The sequence below is a fragment of the Pseudomonas sp. NPDC089741 genome (assembly GCF_044748825.1).
GTDB lineage: Bacteria > Pseudomonadota > Gammaproteobacteria > Pseudomonadales > Pseudomonadaceae > Aquipseudomonas > Aquipseudomonas helmanticensis.
Genome location: NZ_JBIVGT010000006.1, coordinates 17,035 through 37,475, shown reverse-complemented (window position 1 = coordinate 37,475; position 20,441 = coordinate 17,035). Strand labels below are relative to the sequence as shown.

Below are 20,441 nucleotides of genomic sequence, written 5' to 3'. Positions count from 1 at the left end.
ACTCTCTTTTTAGTAGTGCATCAAGCAGCGCAAGCGCCGACCCGCAAGCGGTCGTAGGCCTGCATTTCTTCGGCATCGAGCGGGATGATGTAGGGCTCGACGGCTTTCTTGAAACTGGTCATCTGGCCGTCATCGCCCTTCTTCAGATGGCAATGGCAGAACCACTCGCTGTCGTTACGTTGCGGGTGATCGACGCGATAGTGGTACAGGCCCCAACGGCTTTCGGCGCGGAATAGCGAGGCGCGGGCGGCCATTTCGGCGCAGTCGCGGATCACGCTGGTTTCCATCGCGCGCATCAGTTCGTGGGCGTTGTTGGCCTTCATCTGCTCGAGATCGCGTTCGATGTCGCTGAAGCGTTGCAGGCCGATCTGCATTTTCTTGGTCACTTTCGGCGGTTGCAGGTAGTCGTTAACGAAGCGCCGCAGTTTGTATTCGACCTGCGCCGGCGGCAGACCGTGTTCGCGATCCAGCGGCGCGTAGACCCGGGCCTTTTCCTTCTCGATCTGCTCGGCATCCAGTGCAGAAAACTCCCGTCCGGCGACAAAATCGGCAGCGTTGTGCCCGGCAAACCAGCCGTAAGTAAACGCGCCGAGCATGTAGTTGTGCGGCACGGCGGCCATGTCGCCCGCCGAGTACAAGCCTTTCACCGAGGTTTCCGCGCGCTCGTTGACCCACACGCCGGACGCCGAGTGGCCGCTGCAAAAGCCGATTTCGGAGATGTGCATTTCGACCATTTGCGTGCGGTAGTCGGTGCCACGATTGGCGTGGAACTGGCCACGGCTCGGGCGTTCGTTGCTGTGCAGGATCTCCTCGATGTTCTGGATGGTTTCTTCGGCCAGGTGATCGAGTTTGAGGAACACCGGGCCGTTGCCGCTTTCCAGCTCCTGGTGAAACTCCCACATCATCTGCCCGCTCCAGTAGTCGCACTCGATGAAGCGTTCGCCCTTGTTGTTGGCGGTGTAGCCACCCAACGGGCCGGTGACGTAGGCGCAGGCCGGGCCGTTGTAATCCTTGATCAGCGGGTTGATCTGGAAGCACTCGAGGTTCGCCAGTTCGGCGCCGGCGTGATAGGCCATCGCGTAGCCGTCGCCGGCGTTGGTCGGGTTTTCGTAGGTGCCCATCAGGTAGCCCGACGACGGTAGACCGAGACGCCCGGCAGCACCGCAGGCGAGAATCACCGCTTTGGCCTTGATCACGTGGAAATCAGCGGTGCGGCAATCGAAACCCATCACGCCATTGACGGTGCCCTCATCGTCGGTCAGCAACCGCGTGCAGACGAGGCGATTGGTGATGCTCACCCGTGCGCGTTTCAACTGCCGGTAGAGGACTTTTTTGATGTCGTGCCCTTCCGGCATCGGCAGCACGTAAGCGCCCATGTGGTGGACTTTTTTCACCGCGTAATCGCCGGTTTCGTCCTTCTCGAACTTCACGCCCCAGCGATCAAGCTGTTCGATGGTTTCGAAGCTGTGCGTCGCGTAGGCATACACGGCGGCCTGATTGACGATGCCGTCGTTGGCGATGGTGATTTCCTTGGTGTACTGCTCGGGCGTCGAGTGGCCGGGGATGATCGCGTTGTTCAGACCGTCCATGCCCATGCTGATCGCGCCGCTGCGTTTGACGTTGGCCTTGTCGACCAGCAACACGCGCAAGTCACGGTTCTTTTCCTTGGCCTTGATCGCCGCCATCGGGCCTGCGGTGCCACCGCCGATGACGACGATGTCGTATTCCTGTTCGAGAACGTTGCGGGTCATACCTGCTCCCCTTTTTGCCGGTCGATCCGCAGGCGGTACTGGAACGCATCGCCACGGTAGTAAAGGTGTTCGAAATCCAGCGGCTGGCCCTGTGCGTCGTGGGTCAGGCGCTCGATGCGCATGATCGGCGAGCCAGCCTCGACGTTCAGCGCCTGGGTCAGGTCGCTGTCAGCCAGCACCGCGTCGATGGCCAGATCAGCATGGCCGAGGGCAATGCCGCAGTCGTTTTCGAGGATCAGGAAGATGTCGCGGGTGACCAGATCGGCCTTCTCCAGGCGCTCGCCGACGGCTTTGGGCAGGTAGGTGATTTCCAGCGAGATCGGCTCGCGATTGATCAGGCGCACGCGTTTGATCTGCGCGACGATCTCGCCTTCGGCTACCTGCAAGCGCTCGGCGACACGCTTGTCGGCAGGGATGAATTTGAAGCTGCGCAGGCGGTTGATCACCTCGTAGCCACGGCCGGTCATGGACTCGGCGAGGCCTTGCAGGCTGCTGACGTTTTGAAAGGTTTTCGGCTTGGCGACGAAGGTGCCTTTGCCGTGGATCTTGAAGATCAGCCCTTCTTTTTGCAGATCGCCGAGCGCTTGGCGCACGGTGATGCGGCTGACTTTGAACAATGCACCGAGTTCGCTTTCGGAGGGCATCTGGCTGTCTTGCGGGTATTCGCCGTCAAGAATGCGCGCACGGAGGACATCGCGCAGCTGGGTGTGCAGAGGAACGCTACTGAGAGAAAGAACGTTATCGGTCATCATGGGATCACTTGTTATAACGAGTTATGACGTGATCTTAGAGTTGTTATGACAAGGTTGAGAAATACCGAATGGGCATAACCTTAGATGCTTAACACGATCGCTTTCTGTAGGAGTGAGCCTGCTCGCGATAACGGTGTATCAGATACGAATCCGGTGTCTGACACTCCGCTATCGCGAGCAGGCTCACTCCTACAGGGGAATTGTGTGCTAGTAGCGTTTGAGGATCTGATCCATGACCCAGTCGGTTTTCAGGGCCTGTTCGGCAACGGCGGGATGTTGTGAACCACCACGAATGTGCGCATTCATGCCCAGCACGTGATGCCACTGAATATGTTCGTGATGCGGGATTTCCAGGCTGATGATTTCATCGGCATGCAATTGCACGGGATGCTCATCAAACACCGAAAAACTGATTCGCCCACGGCTGCCGATGATCTCGACCCGATCCTCGCGCCGATCCGCGACAAAGCTCCAGCAACCCATGCCCAGCGCCCCGCAGGCGAACCGCCAACTGGCGCTGACGGCATCTTCGGCGGCATACAACCCGGCCTGACGCGCGGTGAATCCGGCCACTTCGACAATGTCGCCAAGCAGATACTGGAACAGGTCAAAACCATGACTGGCCAGATCGGCGAAGTACCCGCCGCCAGCCACTGCCGGGTCAGTGCGCCAGTTGTCGCGACCGTCCAGATCCGTCGGTGAAGGTGCTTTGGTCAACGTCCAGCTCAGATGCCGAACCTCACCGATGCGCCCCTCCGCCAACCATTGCCGCACCTGCGCAAAACGCGGCAATGAACGGCGGTAATAGGACACGAACAGATGAAAACCGGCCTCGGCAAATGCCTGCTGCATCTCGCGACTTTGCCCGGCACTCAGCGCCATGGGTTTTTCCACGCAGCAATGTTTGCCGGCGGCAGCGACTTTCAGGCTATAGGCGTGGTGGCTGTCGGGGGGCGTGGCGATGTACACCGCGTCGACCTCGGGATCGTTGATCAGCGCATCGACGTCGGTGTAGACCCGCGCGATGCCGTGGCGCGCGGCGTAGTCAGTCACCGCCTCAAGCCGTCGGCCCATCACCGCCACCAGCGCCGAACCGGGCGCCTTGTAGAAGGCCGGCCCGCTCTTGCGCTCGGCGACGCTGCCACAACCGATCATGCCCCAGCGCACCACGTCCATGTCTGTTCCTTTAGCCGATGCGCAAGGCGCGCAGGTCGAGGTGGCCGTCCTTCAGCGGCGGGCACCAGTAGTAGCCGCCAGTGATCGGTCGGCTGATGCGATACAAACCGTCGGTGATGCCGTCTTCCAGACCGCTCATGCGCCGCAATTGCGCTTCGAAAGCATCCAGCGAGAAACCAAAGGCAAGGAACATCAGGCCGGCGCGATCACCTTCTATCCACGGCATCGAGCGGCGCACGACGAACGCTTCCGGGGCGAAGCTTTCCTGCGCGGTGCGTTTGACGTGGGCGGAAACTGGCGCGTCGTCGATCTCTTCGTTATCGCTGAGGCGCCGGCCCATGATGTTGTCTTTGTCATCGGCGGAAAGTTTGTGGAAACCCTTGAGGTCGTGCTGCCACTGCTGGATCGCGGCGAAACTGCCGCCGACCATGCCGTCGGTGCCTGCACTTTGCAGGGCGGCAGCGATGGCGGCTTCGTCGTGCGGGTTTTCCGTGCCGTCTTCGTAACCGGTGAGGTCGTGGCCGTCCTTGTGGCGGAAGGCTTCCTGCATTTCGACCAGGCGCAGCGCCGGGGCCAGTGCGGCTTCGATAGCATTGCAGCGATTGAGCAATTCACCACGGTCGACGCCGTGCAGCCAGACCCACAGTGCGTGTTGGGTCGACGGGTTTTCGACGCCAACGCCGGTCAGCGCCGGGAAGCTGCGCAGGCCGTCGATCTGCACGTTGAGGGCCTTGGCCAGGGATTCGCCAAAACCGACCACTGCCGACTTGCCGTCCACCTGATTCATCAGGTTGTCGATCGCCTGCGGCAGTGCTTCTACCGACTCGAGGGCGAAAAACAGGTGACGTGCTTGCGCAGGAACGGGGGTGGCGAGAATGCCCGGCTGGTAGTAACTCATGAGAACTCCTTGAAAAAGTGCGCGGAGTTTACCTGTGGCCGGAGGTTTTGTGTGGGTTTGGATGGAAGTCAAAAGCCCCTCACCCTAGCCCTCTCCCGGGGGGAGAGGGGACTGATACGGGGATATTAGAGATCTACACCGACTTGAACGTGCATCACGTGAATCCATAATTTCGGGTCGGTGCATGACTCAAGACACCTCGGTCAGCCTCAATCTCTCAAGTCCATAATCGACACAATCTTTCAGGTCGATGTAACTCGCAAGACACTGCGGTCGGCTCCCTCTCCCTCTGGGAGAGGGCTGGGGTGAGGGTTGGCGTCATTACGCCAGGCGCTGGGGCTCAACCCCGTCCACCGTTTGAACGCCCGGCGAAAACTGCGCACATCGCTGTAGCCGACTTCTTCAGTGATCCGCTCGATCGGCATATCAGGATTGGCCAGCAAACTCATCGTCCGCGCCTGGCGCACCTGCTCCAGCAACGCCTCAAACGTCAGCGCATGCTCGGTCAAGCGCCGACGCAACGTGCGACTGCTCATGTTCAAATCACCGGCAATCTTTTCGATATGGCTGCCGCGACTCAGATCCCGCGCAATCGCCCGCTCCACCGCCTGAATCAGATCAAGCTTCTGATGCACCTGCGCCGCTTCCAGCTCCAGCAAGGCGACGGCCTGACGCAGCGCCAGCGAATGATGATTGGGCAGGTTGACGTCCAGCCATTGCACATCGATCAGCATGCGATTGTGCAAGCAACCAAAACGCACCTCCGGTCCCAGCAGACGATGGTATTCGCTGAGGTAATCCGGCGCGGCGTGCACAAACTCGACGGCAATCGGCTTGAAATCAGCGCCCGCCAAGGCTCGGCCGTACACCAGCAAACTGGCGAAAAACTCTTCCACCGCGAACACCTGAACATCGGCAAACGGCAAGCGACATTCAGCATCGAGATGCACCTGAGCGCCGACCACATCGACACTGGACACCACAATCCCGCCCGAGGTGTGCTGATGACGAATCCCGAGGGCAAAGGCATCGCGCAAAGTCTTGCACAGCGACAACACATGCCCAAGCAAACCCAGCGTACCCAGCACGTTCTGCGCGCCGACCCACAGCCCCAAACCTTGATTGGGCAGCACTTTGAGTGCGCGTTGAATCATTGCCACGGCCTGGCGATAGGAAATTCGCTGCGCCGGGTCTTGCAGATCTTCAAGGGTGAAGCCCAGGCCACGGCACAGGCTTTCAGGGTCGACGCCCTTGTTCTGCGCGACTTCGGCGAGGGTTTGCAGGAGGAACGGCGAGACCAGCGCCAGTTCGAAAGTCGGGTCTTGGACTTTTACATTCATGGGGATGACATTCCGGATCACGCTTGATTGTTATTTTTGTAACCGGTTATGTCGATGGAAGTTAGCACAGGGTTTGCCAGCTGTCCGCAGAAGTCCCCTCAATGTCCGCCAATACCCTGCCCTGCCGGGCGCCAAGCGCTTATTTCTAGAGTGCCGGGCGTACTGCGTGCCGGCGTTGCGCCCAAAACACAATAATAATGAGGACGGATATGCACCCGAACCGCGCGACATTCCCCCTGCGCCTGGCCCTTTGCTTGCTGGGCGGCGCCGTGACCCTACCGGCGTTGGCGACCGAAGCCGGCGTCGACAACATCGGCACCGGCACCGACGGTTTCTTCATGTTGCCGCTGGAAGTCGACAGCCTTCCGGAAAACATGGTCGCGTTCAACCTCTACTACAACCATTACAAGGCGACCAAACTCAACATCAGCTCGTTCGGCGGCAAGGTGCCCAACGTCGAAATCGAATCCACTGCGGTGATTCCGCGCCTCGACTATCTGAGCCCCGTGCGGATCTTCGGCGGGCGCCTGGCCGGCTACATCGCCCAGCCGTGGCTGAAACAGGAAGTCTCGGTATTCGGCTTGAGCGACACCCGCGAAGGCATGGGCGATACCACCATTGCGCCGATCATTCTGTGGGACATGGGCAAGAACCTGACGCTCGGCGCGGCCATTGAAGTCACCGTGCCGACCGGCGAATACAGCGTCGATCGGCTGGCCAACACCAGCAACAATTTCTACACCTACAAACCGTTGTTCTCCTTCACCTGGCTGCCGACCGACAAGACCGAAGTGTCGATGAAGACCACCTACAGCTTCAACGAGAAGAACAAGGACACCGACTACAAGTCCGGGCAGATCTTCCACTTCGATTATTCGGCCAGCTACAAGATCACTGATGATTTGATGCTCGGCCTCAACGGCTACTACCTCAAGCAGACCACCGACGACAAACAGTTCGGCCACACCGTGCAGTTTGCCGGACAGGACGTCGATGACGGCGTGCGCGGCGAAGTCTTCGCGATTGGTCCGGCGCTGCACTTCACCTTCCTCAAATACGCCAGCGCGGAGATTCGCTGGGCCAAGGAATTTGATGTGGAGAACCGGCCAGAGGGTGAAATGTTGTGGGCGAAGGTGAGTATCCCCTATGCGTTCTGAGTGCATTTGTAGGACAGCGCACTTTGACTTGTAGCCTGAAAACCTGACAAACGCATGAGTGGAATATGCCTACAGCGGCGGTCGAGATTACCGGACAACAGGAGGAAACGTCTGGCAGATTTAAAGGGGGCGCTTGCAGATACTGGGCTACGTTATCCCATGGTTCTTCAAGGGCTCATGGGGTGCATCGTCAGCCAGTGACGACAACGGGCCGTTCCCCCTTAGACTGCTTGACATTGATCACGGAGGTCATATGAGCATATTGCTTTCCCCGTTTTATTCTGAGTTCGAATCCGAAGAAGAGGCCGAGAGCTACGATCGCTGGTTTCGTGCCAAGGTGCAGGCTGCACTGGATGATCCTCGCCCAGGCATTCCCCATGAGGAAGCCATGGTGCGGCTCGACCAATTATTAGAAGAGAAACGCAAGAATCGACGCGCTGCCGCTTGAATGGAGCGATCAAGCTCTGGACGATCTGGCTGACATTATCGATTACATTGAACAATACAATTCCAACGCTTCAGCGGCTCTGCAGCGCAAGGTGGGTGCAGCAACGCAAAGGCTTTCATCAATTCTCTATGGTTACAGATCCGGTCGGGTACCGGGCACTCGGGAAATGGTGGTCAATCCAAACTATCTACTGGTCTATCGAGTGAACGGGCACATCAGAATACTGACGTTAGTCCACACTCGACAACAATACCCACTAATCTCATCAACATAAAAAAAGGGCGACCAACCGGCCGCCCAAACGTACTGCACGAGAGTCTTTTACAACGTCAGTTGCCCGCGCTCCTCCTCGGTCAACTGCTGTTTCGCCTGCTCATCCAGCGCCCCTGCCCCCAGCACCTGCACCGGGCTGTTCGGGTTGTAGCCCGGCGCCGGGGCACGGCTTGCACCATCGCGAGACGGCGCAAGTTGTTCGTTGCCGAAGCTCAGCACCTGCACGGTAAACACCGACGCCTGGTTCTGCCGCGCAGCTGCTTGCTGCTGACGGGCGACGTCTTCCGCCGCTTGCGTGGCCGAGGATGCAGCGGAACTGGCTGATGTGATCGCGCCGGTGTTCACCGCCGACACCACCGGTACACCCGACGCCTTGCCCTGCACCGAAATGTTGGCGGCGTTGACCACCGTCAGTGCGGCAATGTTGACGTTGCCCGACACACGAATCCCCGCCTCGCCGGCATCGATGGTGCCGAGCGGCGCGATCAGGTCGATGTCACCCGGCGCCACTTCGGCGATCGGGTTGAGCGTGGCGATACCGGCGCCGGTGCTCGGTACCGATGGCGACAGCGTTACGTTGCCCCAGGTGTCGTAAACACGTTTCGGCGGGGTGTAGACCACCGTGGTTTTCGAGCCGCGACCGGCGTTGATGTCGCCCTCGGCCGACCAGCCGAGAATCGAGCCGCCGAAGGTAGTCATGATCCGGCTCTGCCCCAGCAGAATGCTGCCCTGCGAATAGAGCTGAATGTTGCCCGAGCCTTGGGTGATGATCCCCGCCGTCGACGGTGGCGCGGCGCCTTCGATGCCGAACACCTGACCGCCGCCCGGCGTGAGCATCTGGATGTCGCCGCCGAACAGGGTCTTGACCCCAGCGCCGCCGTACAGCGTGATATCGCCGTCGTAGCGGATCGGATTGCCCGCCACATCAGTAGTCGGGAACAACGCGGCGATAGCGTTGCGACCACGCAGATAACTGCCTTGGCGTGGGCCGTCGACATCGTTGTATTCCAGACCGCCGGCACGCAGTTCAGCGAAGTACACCTGACGCGCGAAGATTGCCTGTTCGGCGCTCGGTATCGCGGCGTAGAACGCTTGTGCCTGTTCGGCATTGCCGCTGAAGCCATAGCCGAGGGTCAGCCAGCTCTGCAACTCGTCCAGGTAGGTCTTGACCACTTTGCCTGGCTGGCCGTTGAGAGAGGCCTGCGGATCAGCGAGGTTCTGCGGGTTCAGGTAACGCGCGATGAACCGTGAGTAATCCAGCCCTTGCGCGCCTGTGCCCGCCTGCAGCACAACACTGGCGCCAGGCCGCTGATCCCCGGCCACCAACGAACCCAGGCTGGTGATACTGGCGCGGTTCTCCATGAGGATGTTGCGCCCGGCGTTAATGTCCAGCGTGCCTGGGCCGGCAATATCGAAGCTGCTGTAAAGAATGTCGCGTCCGGCCGACACCCGCGATACATCTCGCGGGTCGTTATGAACGAACAGGTTGCCGGTCGAGGTGATGCCTTCCCGACCCACGCCCATCTCATCGGGCCGCACGGCTGTCGGTTGGCCCAGGTTGGTCCCGGATGCCACGATGTCACGTCCGGCAACCATCCAGACCGGGCCTGCGGCTTCGTACCAAGTGCGTTTCGAGTTATCGAATCTCAACGTCTCACCACTGCGTATCCCCACCAGATCGCCGGTCAAGGCATAAAACCTTGCGGGTCCCTGCACGTCATTCAATCCGGAATAGCTGTTGGGACCAAAAGCGAACAACGGATAACGCGAATTGGCGTCAGGCTTAACACCGTCGCTGGCGTAGTTGCTGTTGAGGGGCTTCTGGACCCTACTGCTGGAGAAGGCTTGGAATGCCGGTTTGAAAGGCGTTGCAATGGCCAGTGGGCTAGCGCCGGATTGATTGATCGCATAGCCACCGGCATAGATGGAATCGCCGGCCAACAGTTCGAGTTGTCCGGCTGTCGAAGGTGCCAACAACAGTGAATACGCGGTAGTCGGCGCTGCGTTGCCCTCGCCGTATGCCGCCGATGGACCGGCATAAATCGACCCCTGAGCCGCCACAGCCCGAAGAATCGACGGATAGACAAAGCGCCCATCGGTGGGCGAGGTATTGGCGCCGCTCACAGGGTCGAGACGCCCATCGACCTCCGCCAATTGAGTACTCGGCGTAAGATTGCCACCGGCAGAAAACAGATCGATGGCGGTGTGATCGGTCCAGAGCGAGAAGCCGCTCAGGATGCCCCCGATACCCATATTGCCGCTGCTATCGAGCAGTGGCGAGGCGTTGAACAGACGCACCCGACCTGGATCGGCCGCACCGCCCAGCACCAGGTCGCCACGAGTACTCAGGCTCATGCCCGAGTCACCAGGAATCAGCACCAGACCACCGGACGCGTTGCTGGTGGTCGAGGTGAAAGGATCCAGCGGTCGGGTTTCACGGACATCATGCGACTGTGAAATGGCACCGTATTGCAGGTTGATGCCGCCCAGTGCCCCGCCCGTCAATTGCGCCGCCCCGCGCAAATTGATCAGCGCGCCTTGCAGGTCGTGCCTCGGCGCCCTCGTCCCATTGTCTCCGGCCCGCGCTTGCAGCGATGGGTTCAGCGCGCCGCCGATGCGAATGTCCATATCGCCGCCGCCGGTCATCTGCACGCTGCCATCGCTGGCGATACGACCTGTGCTGCCCACGGCAACGATAAGCCCTTGGCTGCGCGGATAATTGATGGCATCGCCCAACGGTTTGAGCATACCGGCGTCACCTCCGGCACGCAGGCTGATATTACCGCCGCCCAAGGTGCCGAAACCGGTAAAGCCCATCAGATACGGTTCGGTATTGCCGTCGGCTGTCATCAACTGAGTGGCGTAACTGCCGAAGTTGATCCACCAGGCGGTGGGCACATCCGGATTGCCTGTGCCTTGGCGCCACAGCCAGTTACCCACTGACGCGCTGGCAATCTGCTCACGGAAACCGCCACCCGACGATAGCGCCTTCTTGCCTACTGAATCGGCGGAAACCGAGCCCCCGGCGTTGATCGTCAGGTTGCCGCCCAACTGCGGATACCAGGCTTGATACAAGCTGTCCGCTCCACCGTTGACCCATTTCTCATAGTCGACACCCGCCGTGCCCAGCACCGAATCGCTGTCCGAGAGATGCCCGCGTTTCTGGTTATAGAGCGGGTCAACGCTGGCTGACTGAGTGCCTGCGGTATACACGCCGAACGGCGAGTCCATGCTCAGATTGCCGGCGGCGATCAGGTCGAGATCGCCAGTGCCGGTGCGTAATACGCTGAACATCTGCGTATGGGCATTGGCGGATTTCCCCGGATTGTTGCCGATGCACAGATCAGGTTGTACTTCACAGATAATCTGGAAGTCTTCCGGGACCGGCTCATAATCGGCTCCCATTCCGCTGCCTGGTGCCCAGACCCAGCGCGCCATGGGTGCGCAACTACCCACCTGTACATCGCAAAGGGGAAGATACTCATCTGGCACAGGCTCAAACTCGGCAAAACCAAACGGGTTGTCAGCAGTCCAGACCAGTTTCCCCGCAGACGTTGTCACTTTCACCCCGTAGTGAGTATCCGCCAGGTGCAGATTGCCCTCAGTGGTCAGCGGCCGCACCGCCCGACTGTCAGCGGCGCCAAGATCTGCACCCGCCACCACGCGCATCGACCACGACGCACTGCCCGACGGCAACATGCTCGCCACTGCCCAGTTCTTGCCTTGCTGGTCGCCGGTAAACGGACGCAGTTCGATCAATGAAGTGCCGTCGGCCAGTTTCACGTCGGTCATGGAAGGAATCAGCGATCCGCGCAGCAATGCCAGCGAACCACTCAGCCTGACCCCGGAAACGCTTTGCAGGTCGGCGTTGTAAACCCCCGGCAACGGCACGCCTTTGGGCCAGTTCATGGCTTGCAGGCTGGTCGCCTTGTTCAGACGGATACCGGCACCCAAACGGCTGTTCGCCGGCACCGTCACACTGTCACTGAACAACGTCCCGGTCGCATACAGCAAGCTGCCGCTGGCATCATGGATAGCCCCGGCCAACACGGTGCCGGCGCTAAAGGTATACGCCTCAGCCAACACCGCCTGAGTCGGCAGCAACGTGCCGCTGGCCAACACCGCGCCCTGAATTGTCACGTCGTAATTGAGCGTGGCGCCGATCGGGAACTGTGTCCCCTCAGCCAGCGAAACACCGCTGCCCGGCACGATCAGATCAGCGCCGAACGGCTGCACACCGGCAATCAATTTCCAGCCGGCATCATCCTGAGTTTCCGGCGGCGGCGCGAAACCGTCGTTGATGCTGCCGTAAATATCGAGGTTGCCACCCGCGCGGATCACCAGGTTGCCGGCCTCACCGGAACCGTACACCGCCGGGTTCAAGCGCGTGTGCGGATTGAGGCTGGCATAGCGATAACCGGACAAGTCCAGATCGCCCTCCACCACCAGGTCGCCGTCGGCGGTTTTGCTGGCGATTTCCACGCCCGGACGCAAATGGAATGCATCGGCGTAGGCAGCGTTGTTCAGACCGGCGAGTTTGCGTTGCAGCAGATCGTTGTTGCCCAGCGCCGCATTGATGAAGGTGTTGCTGTCGCCATGGATGCTATCAAGCATGGCCTGATCGATGACTTGATACGGTCGGCCACTGACCGCTTGATCGACGCCATCGCGGGCATCGGTGTAGCGGCGTGTAGCGTTGAGGCCAATGGAGCGAGCGCCCTGAATGGTCAACGCACCGCTGGCGTCGATGGCGATGTCATTGCTGCCCAGACGCGGCGCGTTCAATTCCAGGGTGCCGCGCAGCATTCCGTCGTGTTGACCGGCGAGGAAACCGGGCAGCGCATCGGTGCCGTGACGCAGGTCGATGCGCGCGCCGGATGCCAGCGTGAGCACGCCCTCGCCGGAATTGAGCTCCACCGTGGCGCGGTTCGGCGCATCGATGATCTTGCCGTAGCTGTCGACGCGCAAGACTCGACCGTGGGCGTCGAGCACGCTGTTGCCGGCCAGCGTCATACCGTTTTTCGCCGCCAGACGAATGTTGCCGACGCGCTCGCCACTGGCGTCGATCAGACCGGCCACCGTCAGGCTGCCGTTGTCCACCGAGACATTGATGTCACCGGCCTTGAGGCCATCGCCGATCACAAGATTGCCTTGCTTGAGCTGCAAACTGCGGCTGCCGAACACCTGCCCGGCGTTCAGGCGTTGATTGAGCGCGGCGAACTGCGCCGTGGCATCCCCGCCGAGGTTTTGCGCGCGGATGTCCACGCTCCCGGCCTTGTACGGCACCAGCGTGCCGCCGGCATCGTAATAACCGCTGCTGCCGCCGAGGATTTCACCCTGCAAATCGACTGTCCCGGCAGCGTCGCCCAGCGCGGTGGCCGTGAGGTTGCCGGCCTGATGATTCTTCGCCGACAGATCAATCCGCGAGCCCGCCGCCTGCCGGATATCGCCGTTGGCGCTGTACAGCGACACGTCGCCGCCCCAACTGTACTTGTTCACATCGTTGAACGGCAACGTACGCCCGGCCATGTCCAGCACCGCAGCATTGCCGAGGGTCAAATCGCCTTCGGACTTGACCGTCAGCTTGCCGCTGGCCAGGGCGATACGGCTATCGAGCACGATGTTGCGAGCCTCAAGGTTCAACTCGGCACCCAGCGCGTCCGCCACCCCGGCAGCCCCGCCACCGCTGAGCGTCAGATTGTTGCCAGCCTTGAGCACACTGACCGACGCCGCTTCACCGGTAAGCAACGGCGTACGCAGATTCAGGTTGCCGCCGCTGTAGCGGTAACCCTTGACCGGGTCGTAAGTGCCCTGCTCCTGATACACCGCGAGGCTGCCCTTGTGGTTGGCGGTGATGCGGTCGCTGGCGGTCAGGTTGACGTTGGCAAAACCCAGCGCCAGACGATTGTTCTGATCCAGGCCGCTCGCTTGCGGCATCGAGTCGTAACCCAACTCGATACGTTGCGCCTGAATGTCCAGCGTGCCGCTGCCCGTACCGGCGCCAGCGGTGATCACGCCGCCAGGGCTTTGCGTGGCGCCGTTCCAGATCAAATTGGCAGTGCGGATGCTCGCCACATCACTGGCGTCGCCCCAGCCATAAATCGCCGGGGTGACCAGCAGCAGATTCTGCAGTTTACTCTGGCCGGTCTGGGGATCGAGAGTGTCGAGGCTCACGCTGCCGTAGAAATTGAAGGCATCGCGAGTGGTCAGGCTCAGGGTTTCCAGCGCCGGTGCGCCGTACTGCGTATCGCCACGCAGCAGTCGATTGAGCACGTTCTGGTTGAGCATCAACCCCGCCGGTACGCGACTGCCTGCCGCTGTCAGTGCTTCGGCGCTGCCGGCATTGACCGAGCCGACCGAAAGCGCCAGGTGGCGCGTGCCGAAACGCACCGCTTCGTCGAGTTCGAATTGATTATCCGTGGCGGCCGTCAGACTGCCGTCCGAATAAAGGATCGCCGGGTTGCTGCACACAGTCGTGGTGCAGACACCGATGCGGATGCTGCCACCGCCGGAAATGCCGCTGGCCGCTTTCGGCGCCAGAACATGGGTCCAGCCGTTGGAAGCGAGCAACAGACTGGATTGGTCAGGCTGATAGAAATAGCCGGCCGTTGAGTCGTAGGCCACATCGCCGCGTCCCAGTGTATTGATCCCGGCCCCCGCCTCGACCGTGATGCCACCAAGGGTCGACGTGGTGCGCAACAAGACTTCCGGCGCCGACAGGATCGCCCCTTCACGCAGAACAATGTCTTTGCTGGTGCCAAGGAATCCGATGATGTTGGCCGAGTTGCCGTACATGACATTCGGCATCGCTCCGATGCTCAGGCGTCCGGCGTTGAGGTTGTTGAGCGTGTCCGCGTAGACCGAGACGCCATCGAAGTCAGCGGTTGGCGCATGCCCTGCACCAAGGATTTCAAAGTTCGCGCCGGCATTGCCCCCGCGCAATACGGCGGTGCCGGTAAAGCCACCCTCGGCGGCCTTGAACAGCGCCTGCCCGTTGAACTGCAAAGCAATGTCTTGTTCGCCACCGGCGTTCAGACGCAAGTCCAGCGTCTTGCCGTCCATGGGTGCCAGCGCACGCGGCACGCCCCGTCGCGCGGCATCGCTGTAGATGAACTGGGTCAAGCTGGTTTCGTTGTATTGCGAGTAGCGGCGCAACACATCGGCAGACGTCAGGATCACTTGACTGGCGAGGCTGTCACGCAAAGCGGTATTGGCAATCGACATCTGCCCGCTGCTGGTCCAGGAACCGTTGCGCAGTTGTAGCGCAGGCGTCGTCCCGCTCGGCGTCGCCTGAGCATTCACTTCAACGCGGAACGCCCCCGGCAACAGGGCAAAGCTGGAGGGCAACAAGGTATAGGTGCCGGCTGCCAGACCGGGTACGCCGGCGCCAAGGGTGATCTGCTGGCCGACCCGCGGATCTACCGCAGCGGCCTCTGCCACCACCGGCGCATACACGCTCTGATTGCCCGGCACGATGGCGTACACCGGATTGCTCGCAAGCCCTGGCAAGCTGAAGGTGCCGTCAGCGGCATTGCGCACCAACGGATTGAGACGGGCATCGGTGGAGCCGCCGCGCCCTGAAACGAAACCGGCGCCGCGAAGATCACCGCCACCGGACAGATCAAGAGTCGCACCGCCCTGTACATCGATGTATTGCGAGTTGACAACCACGCCATTGGTTTGGCCAGTGATGCCATTCAAGATGACCGACTTGTCGTTGTAGCGATAGTCGATGCCGTCGGTGGTGCCACCGTAAGGCATGACCAGCCCGGCGGCGCTGACCGACGTCATGCTGCCCGGCAACAGGCGCACCTCACGTGTGGCGGTCAGAACATCGTCACCCAGGGTAATCAGGCCCAACGGTGCACGGATCACCCCGCCCTGCTCGATGGTGCCTGCGGTCAGGCTCAAACTGCCGAATACAGAATAAGGCACCGCCGCAGGTGCCGCGCCGCGACCGCTGATCCGCAGGGTGTGTTCGTTCGCCCGGTCGGCGCCCTGATAGCCGGCGCGGACATCAGCCTGCACGCCCGTGGCGGGGTAGATTTGCGCCGCACCGAGATTCAAGTCTCCCGGGGTCCACAGGCGGGTTTTTTCGGCACGGTCATTGGGCGCGAGGAAACGCAGGTCACCGCTGCTGTCGAGCGACACCAGGCCGAATGCCCGGCGGCTGTATGCAACGGCAGGTCCTTGCTGTTGCAAGATCGCACCCTGCGTACCGAACGACAGTCCGTTGCCCACATCCAGCAGATTCGCCGAGGCATTGAACGTGGCCTGCGACAATCGGTTCGTGGGATTGAGGGTCACCCGTGGCCGCGTCATGGTGGGCGCTTCAAAGTAAGTACCGACACCGGACAGGCGCAGGTACGGCGCGCGCAAATCGATACGTGCCGCATCAGTGGAATTTTCTGCCAGCGAGAGCGCCCCGGCATACAGATTGAGGCTCTGATTCATGTGCAAATTGACGTCACCGTCAAACGACAGCAAGCCGTTGCTCAGCAGACTCAGGTTGTCGAAACCGCCGGCCATCAACTCATCCGCACTCAGGCGCGTCTGCCCGTAGCGCAAACTATCGTCGCCATCGCCCGGCCGCAGGTTGGCGGACAGCTTCTGGTCCCCAGAGCCTTGGCCGATAATGATTTCCCTCGGCGCGCGCACCGCATTGCCTGCCGAATCCAAGTACAACGGGACCTCAAGCGCCAGCTCCAGACGCCCACCGGCAGCGCCGACACCTCCGGCCGCCGCACGCAAGCTGCCCTCCATGAACAAGCCGTTGTAGGAGCTCAGGCTGATGCGCCCGCCATCGGTTGCAACGCGGGTCGGCCCCTGATCGGCGATATCGAGAACAGCTTCGGTGCCGGACGCATCGATTCGAGCCCCTTGACGAACGATGACATAGGCATCGGCCGCTGTGGCCGTCGCCAGTTTCGGGTCAATTTCGCCACCAATGATGATGCTGCCGCCCTTGCCGACCTGACCGTACGTGCGCCCCAGAACATCAATGGCCGTATTGGCGCGTCCGGCGACATCCAGTACGGCCTGCTCGCCGATCCAGATCGAACGGTTGTGCGCAGTCGAATCCGCCACTTGATTGGAGGTGCCCGGGTTGATCGCGCCAAACTGTTGCTGACGAATATCAATCGTCCCGCCCCAGGCATTCAGTTCACCTTCGACCGTTATCTGCCCTGCCCCTCGCAGCTTGATGCTCTGCCCCGGATCGACACTGATGCGCGAACCGCGGCCCAGGGTCAACGGGCTGTTGGCGGCATCAATCAAGCCGATCAGGCTGGCGCCGCCCTGCAGCGTCAGGCTGGCGCCGGCGCGCTGGGTCAGCAGGCCCTTGGTCGGATTTTCCTGGAACAGCGTCGGCGTCCACAACTCAAGCGCCGTTTGCGGATCGACACCACTGACCTGATTCGGCGCGGCATCACCGAATCGGAACACCGGCAGGGTGACGTCAATCGCGGTGTCTTCGGCAACATCCAGCCCGCTCAGGCCGATCAGGTTGTAGGCGGAAAACCCCTTGCTGAACAGATCGCCGGACAGTTGCAGGGTGTTGTCGGTCAATGCCTGGTCGGTCTGGCCAACGAGGATCTTGTTGGCCTGCACCGTCAGCGTGCCGCCGCCCGTAACGCCGTAGCCACGCAACTCACCCGCAAGGTCGAGATGGGTTTTACCGGGCGCCGAAATCGCACTGGATTCCAGCGTCAAGTCGCCGCCCTTGCCACCCCGGGTCTTGCCGTTGGCCAGCACAGCGCCGCCGGAGGACACATCGAGCAGACTGCCCGCGCCGATATCGATATCGCCACTGCTGCGGACCGATACCAGGCCGCCATTCAAGTACGCGAGGTTCGCGCCATCGTCCGGGTTTGTGCGCAAATTGCTCCACACGCCACGCGTATCGAGTCGTACACCGTCGGCCACATTGACCTGCGTCGCCTTGTCGGCCTTGGCCGTGAGCCGAGTGTCGGCGATATCGCTGGAGAGGAATTGATTGAGCACGTTGCCCAGGCGCAGGCTACCGCCACGCGCAGTCAGGCCAGCGCCGATCTGCACATCCGGGGCATACAGGGTGATGTCGCCACCGTTATCGACCGTCAGTGCGCCGTCGACGACGACCTGATCCTTAGCCGCCACTTTGAGCGCACCGAGGCGCAAGCCATTGAGTTGATCGTTATCGAGAAACAACTTGCCCTTGCGTGCATCGGACACCGCCCCGGCCAGGTCCAGATCACTGCCGGCAAGCGGACGTTCGCCGCCCATTTGAACCTGGTCCAGCGTCGGATTGAGCGTATACAACAAGCCACTCGCCGCCGCGACGTAGGTCGGGTCGTAACTGCCGACGATCAATTGCGCTCGCCGCGCCAGTGCTGTCTGACTTTGTTCATAGCCGTCGAGCACCGGTTTCGGCGCCTGATTCTGCCGTTCGCCCTGATACACCTCGCCGATCATTTGCCCGTCGAGTACCGCATTGGCAGTGGCGATCACCAGTTGCCCGGCGTCGCGGCCGACGGTGTAACCCGACTCGAACCGTGAGCGCGGCGCGATCAGCGGGTTGTAGAAGTAACTGGTCTGGCCCCAGCGTTCGCTGCTGTCCTCATAGCCTTTGTACAACCCGGTGTAGAGCAGATCGCCCGGCGCGCGCGAGACTTCGTAAAGTTTGCCATCGGCCCCCCGCAGCCAGCTCTGACGAATCTGGCCGCTCTGCACATCCAGCGTGCCGCCAGACAGATTGATCAGCGACCCCTTCTCGGTGACCACGTCGTTACCGGCGAAACTCACCGTACCGCCCTGGGCCATCCATTCGCCGATGCTGTGGCCTTGGGTGCCGAGGTAGCCGCCCACTTCGAGCAAGCCACCCGCCGTGTACCAGCGATCCGTGGCATAGCCGTTGGTGCCGGCCGGCACGTAGACCAATTCGCGGACATCGACCCAGACGTCGTTGCTGTTGAGCGCGCCCTTCTCGCGGTTGATCGACGCGTCGCGCTGTTCGTTGCCCTGCACGTTGATCTTGATGTTGTTGTTTTCCATCGCGACCTTGACGCCGAGGGCGCCGGACACATCGATCATCGCGCCATCACGAACCACACTGCGTCGTTGCGCACTGACCGCGACCTGGCCGCCGGTCGCCAAAGTAATCGAGCCGTTCTGGAACTCGACGCTGCCGCCGCTCTGGATCTCGATGCGCGATTGATCGCCACGGATGCGGTTGTTGGCGTTGACGCCGGTCAGCGCGGCGTCGCGTTGACTGTCGAGCGCCGTGAGGTCGCTGCTGTCGAGCATGATTGCCATGGCGCTGCCCTGCCCCAGCGTGACGCTGCCGGTGCTGTCAGTGCTCGGGTTGAGCAAATGAATCGTGCCGCGCGTGGACACCGAAGTGCTGGCGAGCAAAACACCGTTCTGCACCACTTCATGACCGGCCAGGGTGATGTCGCCGGTGGCGGACTGAATCAGCCCGTTGTTGGTGACTTTGCCGGCAACGGCCCCGGCCTTGAAGCCCGGCGTGACCTCACTGCCAAACGTCGTCGAAAAGGTATTACCCTCAGTGCCCGAGCCTTTGCGAATGTAAAAGCGATCACCAGCAGCCAACACCGCCTGCCCTTTGGCGGTACTGATGCTGCCGTCGTTCTGCACTTCGTTGCCCAGCAGTAACGCATAGCCACCGGCATCGGTGGACACCGCCGGTTTGTGCGTCTCGATGGACGCGCCGCGCTCCACCAACACCTTGCCAGCCGCGTCGGTGAACGTCGGCTGAGTGCCGGTGCTGTCGAAATACAGCCCACGGTCGCGGAACTGGATATCGGTGATATTGGCCGCCGCCGCCACCAGGTTGCGCACGTTGACCTGGCTGCTGCCGCTGAAAACGATGCCGTTGCGGTTGACCAGCATCACCGTGCCGGCGCCCTTGATCTGCCCCTGAATCTGACTGGCCCGCGCACTCGGGTCGTTGACCCGGTTGAGCACCGCCCAGTTCGCTTGTTGAGCGAATTCGACCGTGGTGTTGCGGCCGACGTTGAAGGTTTCCCAGTTGAGGATCGCTTTGTCGGCGGTCTGCTCGATCTGCACCGTGGTCTTGCCGTCAGCCTGAGTCTGCTGTGGGCCCTTGGCGTTCTGCCAACCCTGGGCGAGGCTGTTATCGACTTTCAAACCGCCCTCACCCAGACCGTCCGGCACAAACTGCACCGTGCCCAGCGCCGCTGCACGTCCGGCCGCCTGCGCCGCTTGTTGTGCGGCAATCGCGGCAACGGTGTTGTTCAAGGTCTGGATCGAACGCTGCAATTGCTGATTGGCTTTTTGTTGTTGAGCCAGCGGTGGCGTCATGCCCGGCAAACCGCCCATGCTCGGCCGTGCCGCCGCGGCTTGCTGCGCTGCGCCCTTGGCAGCAAACCAGCTCGAACTGAACGCCGTCTGCGCCTGCGCACTGCCCGCCACCAGACACAACGCCACGGCGTGCGCCAACGGCTTGAGCAGCCACAGCGTCGGCTCCACAGCTTCACGCCTGGAGGACAGAACACGGGTACGACGACGGGATGGGCGAGCGAGCATCACTACGAGATCCTTTTTTGATTGCCACACTTGGGTGGCCAAAGCTGCCGCAGGCCTGCAAAAACCTGCTGTTACGACATAGGCCGTTGGCGAGGGCCGC

General features: G+C 61.4%; 9 protein-coding genes. 3 read left to right on the top strand and 6 right to left on the bottom strand.

Going from position 1 to position 20,441, the window contains the following annotated elements:
* Positions 1 to 20: 20 nt before the first annotated feature.
* The 5 genes from ACIPZE_RS08620 to ACIPZE_RS08600 form a co-directional block, all read right to left on the bottom strand.
* Positions 21 to 1,751 carry a fumarate reductase/succinate dehydrogenase flavoprotein subunit gene (locus tag ACIPZE_RS08620; protein WP_400772435.1) on the bottom strand — a complete coding sequence of 577 codons (1,731 nt, stop codon included), beginning with the start codon at positions 1,749 to 1,751 and terminating at the stop codon, positions 21 to 23.
* Positions 1,748 to 2,500 carry a GntR family transcriptional regulator gene (locus tag ACIPZE_RS08615; protein WP_400772433.1) on the bottom strand — a complete coding sequence of 251 codons (753 nt, stop codon included), beginning with the start codon at positions 2,498 to 2,500 and terminating at the stop codon, positions 1,748 to 1,750. Before ACIPZE_RS08615 ends, ACIPZE_RS08620 begins: the two co-directional genes overlap by 4 nt.
* Positions 2,501 to 2,710: 210 nt before the next feature.
* Positions 2,711 to 3,679 carry a Gfo/Idh/MocA family protein gene (locus ACIPZE_RS08610; RefSeq protein WP_400772432.1) on the bottom strand — a complete coding sequence of 323 codons (969 nt, stop codon included), beginning with the start codon at positions 3,677 to 3,679 and terminating at the stop codon, positions 2,711 to 2,713.
* Between the two features lie 10 nt (positions 3,680 to 3,689).
* Positions 3,690 to 4,577: a Dyp-type peroxidase gene (locus ACIPZE_RS08605; protein WP_400772430.1), complete on the bottom strand. Its 888-nt coding sequence runs from the start codon at positions 4,575 to 4,577 to the stop codon at positions 3,690 to 3,692.
* A gap of 242 nt (positions 4,578 to 4,819) precedes the next feature.
* Positions 4,820 to 5,917 (bottom strand): AraC family transcriptional regulator, encoded by a 1,098-nt coding sequence (locus ACIPZE_RS08600; RefSeq protein WP_283436705.1) that lies wholly within the window; start codon positions 5,915 to 5,917, stop codon positions 4,820 to 4,822.
* 209 nt (positions 5,918 to 6,126) lie between these two features.
* Between ACIPZE_RS08600 and ACIPZE_RS08595 the strand changes: the two genes are divergently transcribed.
* From ACIPZE_RS08595 to ACIPZE_RS08585, 3 genes are all read left to right on the top strand, one after another.
* Positions 6,127 to 7,074, top strand: a complete 948-nt coding sequence (locus tag ACIPZE_RS08595; RefSeq protein ID WP_283436706.1) for a transporter — start codon at positions 6,127 to 6,129, stop codon at positions 7,072 to 7,074.
* A gap of 253 nt (positions 7,075 to 7,327) precedes the next feature.
* Positions 7,328 to 7,522 (top strand): stability determinant, encoded by a 195-nt coding sequence (locus ACIPZE_RS08590; protein WP_128614194.1) that lies wholly within the window; start codon positions 7,328 to 7,330, stop codon positions 7,520 to 7,522.
* Positions 7,503 to 7,796, top strand: coding sequence for a type II toxin-antitoxin system RelE/ParE family toxin (locus tag ACIPZE_RS08585; protein ID WP_400772620.1), 294 nt, complete (start codon positions 7,503 to 7,505; stop codon positions 7,794 to 7,796). The genes ACIPZE_RS08590 and ACIPZE_RS08585 overlap by 20 nt, the downstream gene beginning before the upstream one ends.
* Before the next feature lie 47 nt (positions 7,797 to 7,843).
* Here the strand turns inward: ACIPZE_RS08585 and ACIPZE_RS08580 are convergent, their stop codons facing one another.
* Complete coding sequence (locus ACIPZE_RS08580) at positions 7,844 to 20,341, bottom strand: filamentous haemagglutinin family protein (RefSeq protein ID WP_400772428.1); 12,498 nt, start codon at positions 20,339 to 20,341, stop codon at positions 7,844 to 7,846.
* Positions 20,342 to 20,441 lie beyond the last annotated feature (100 nt).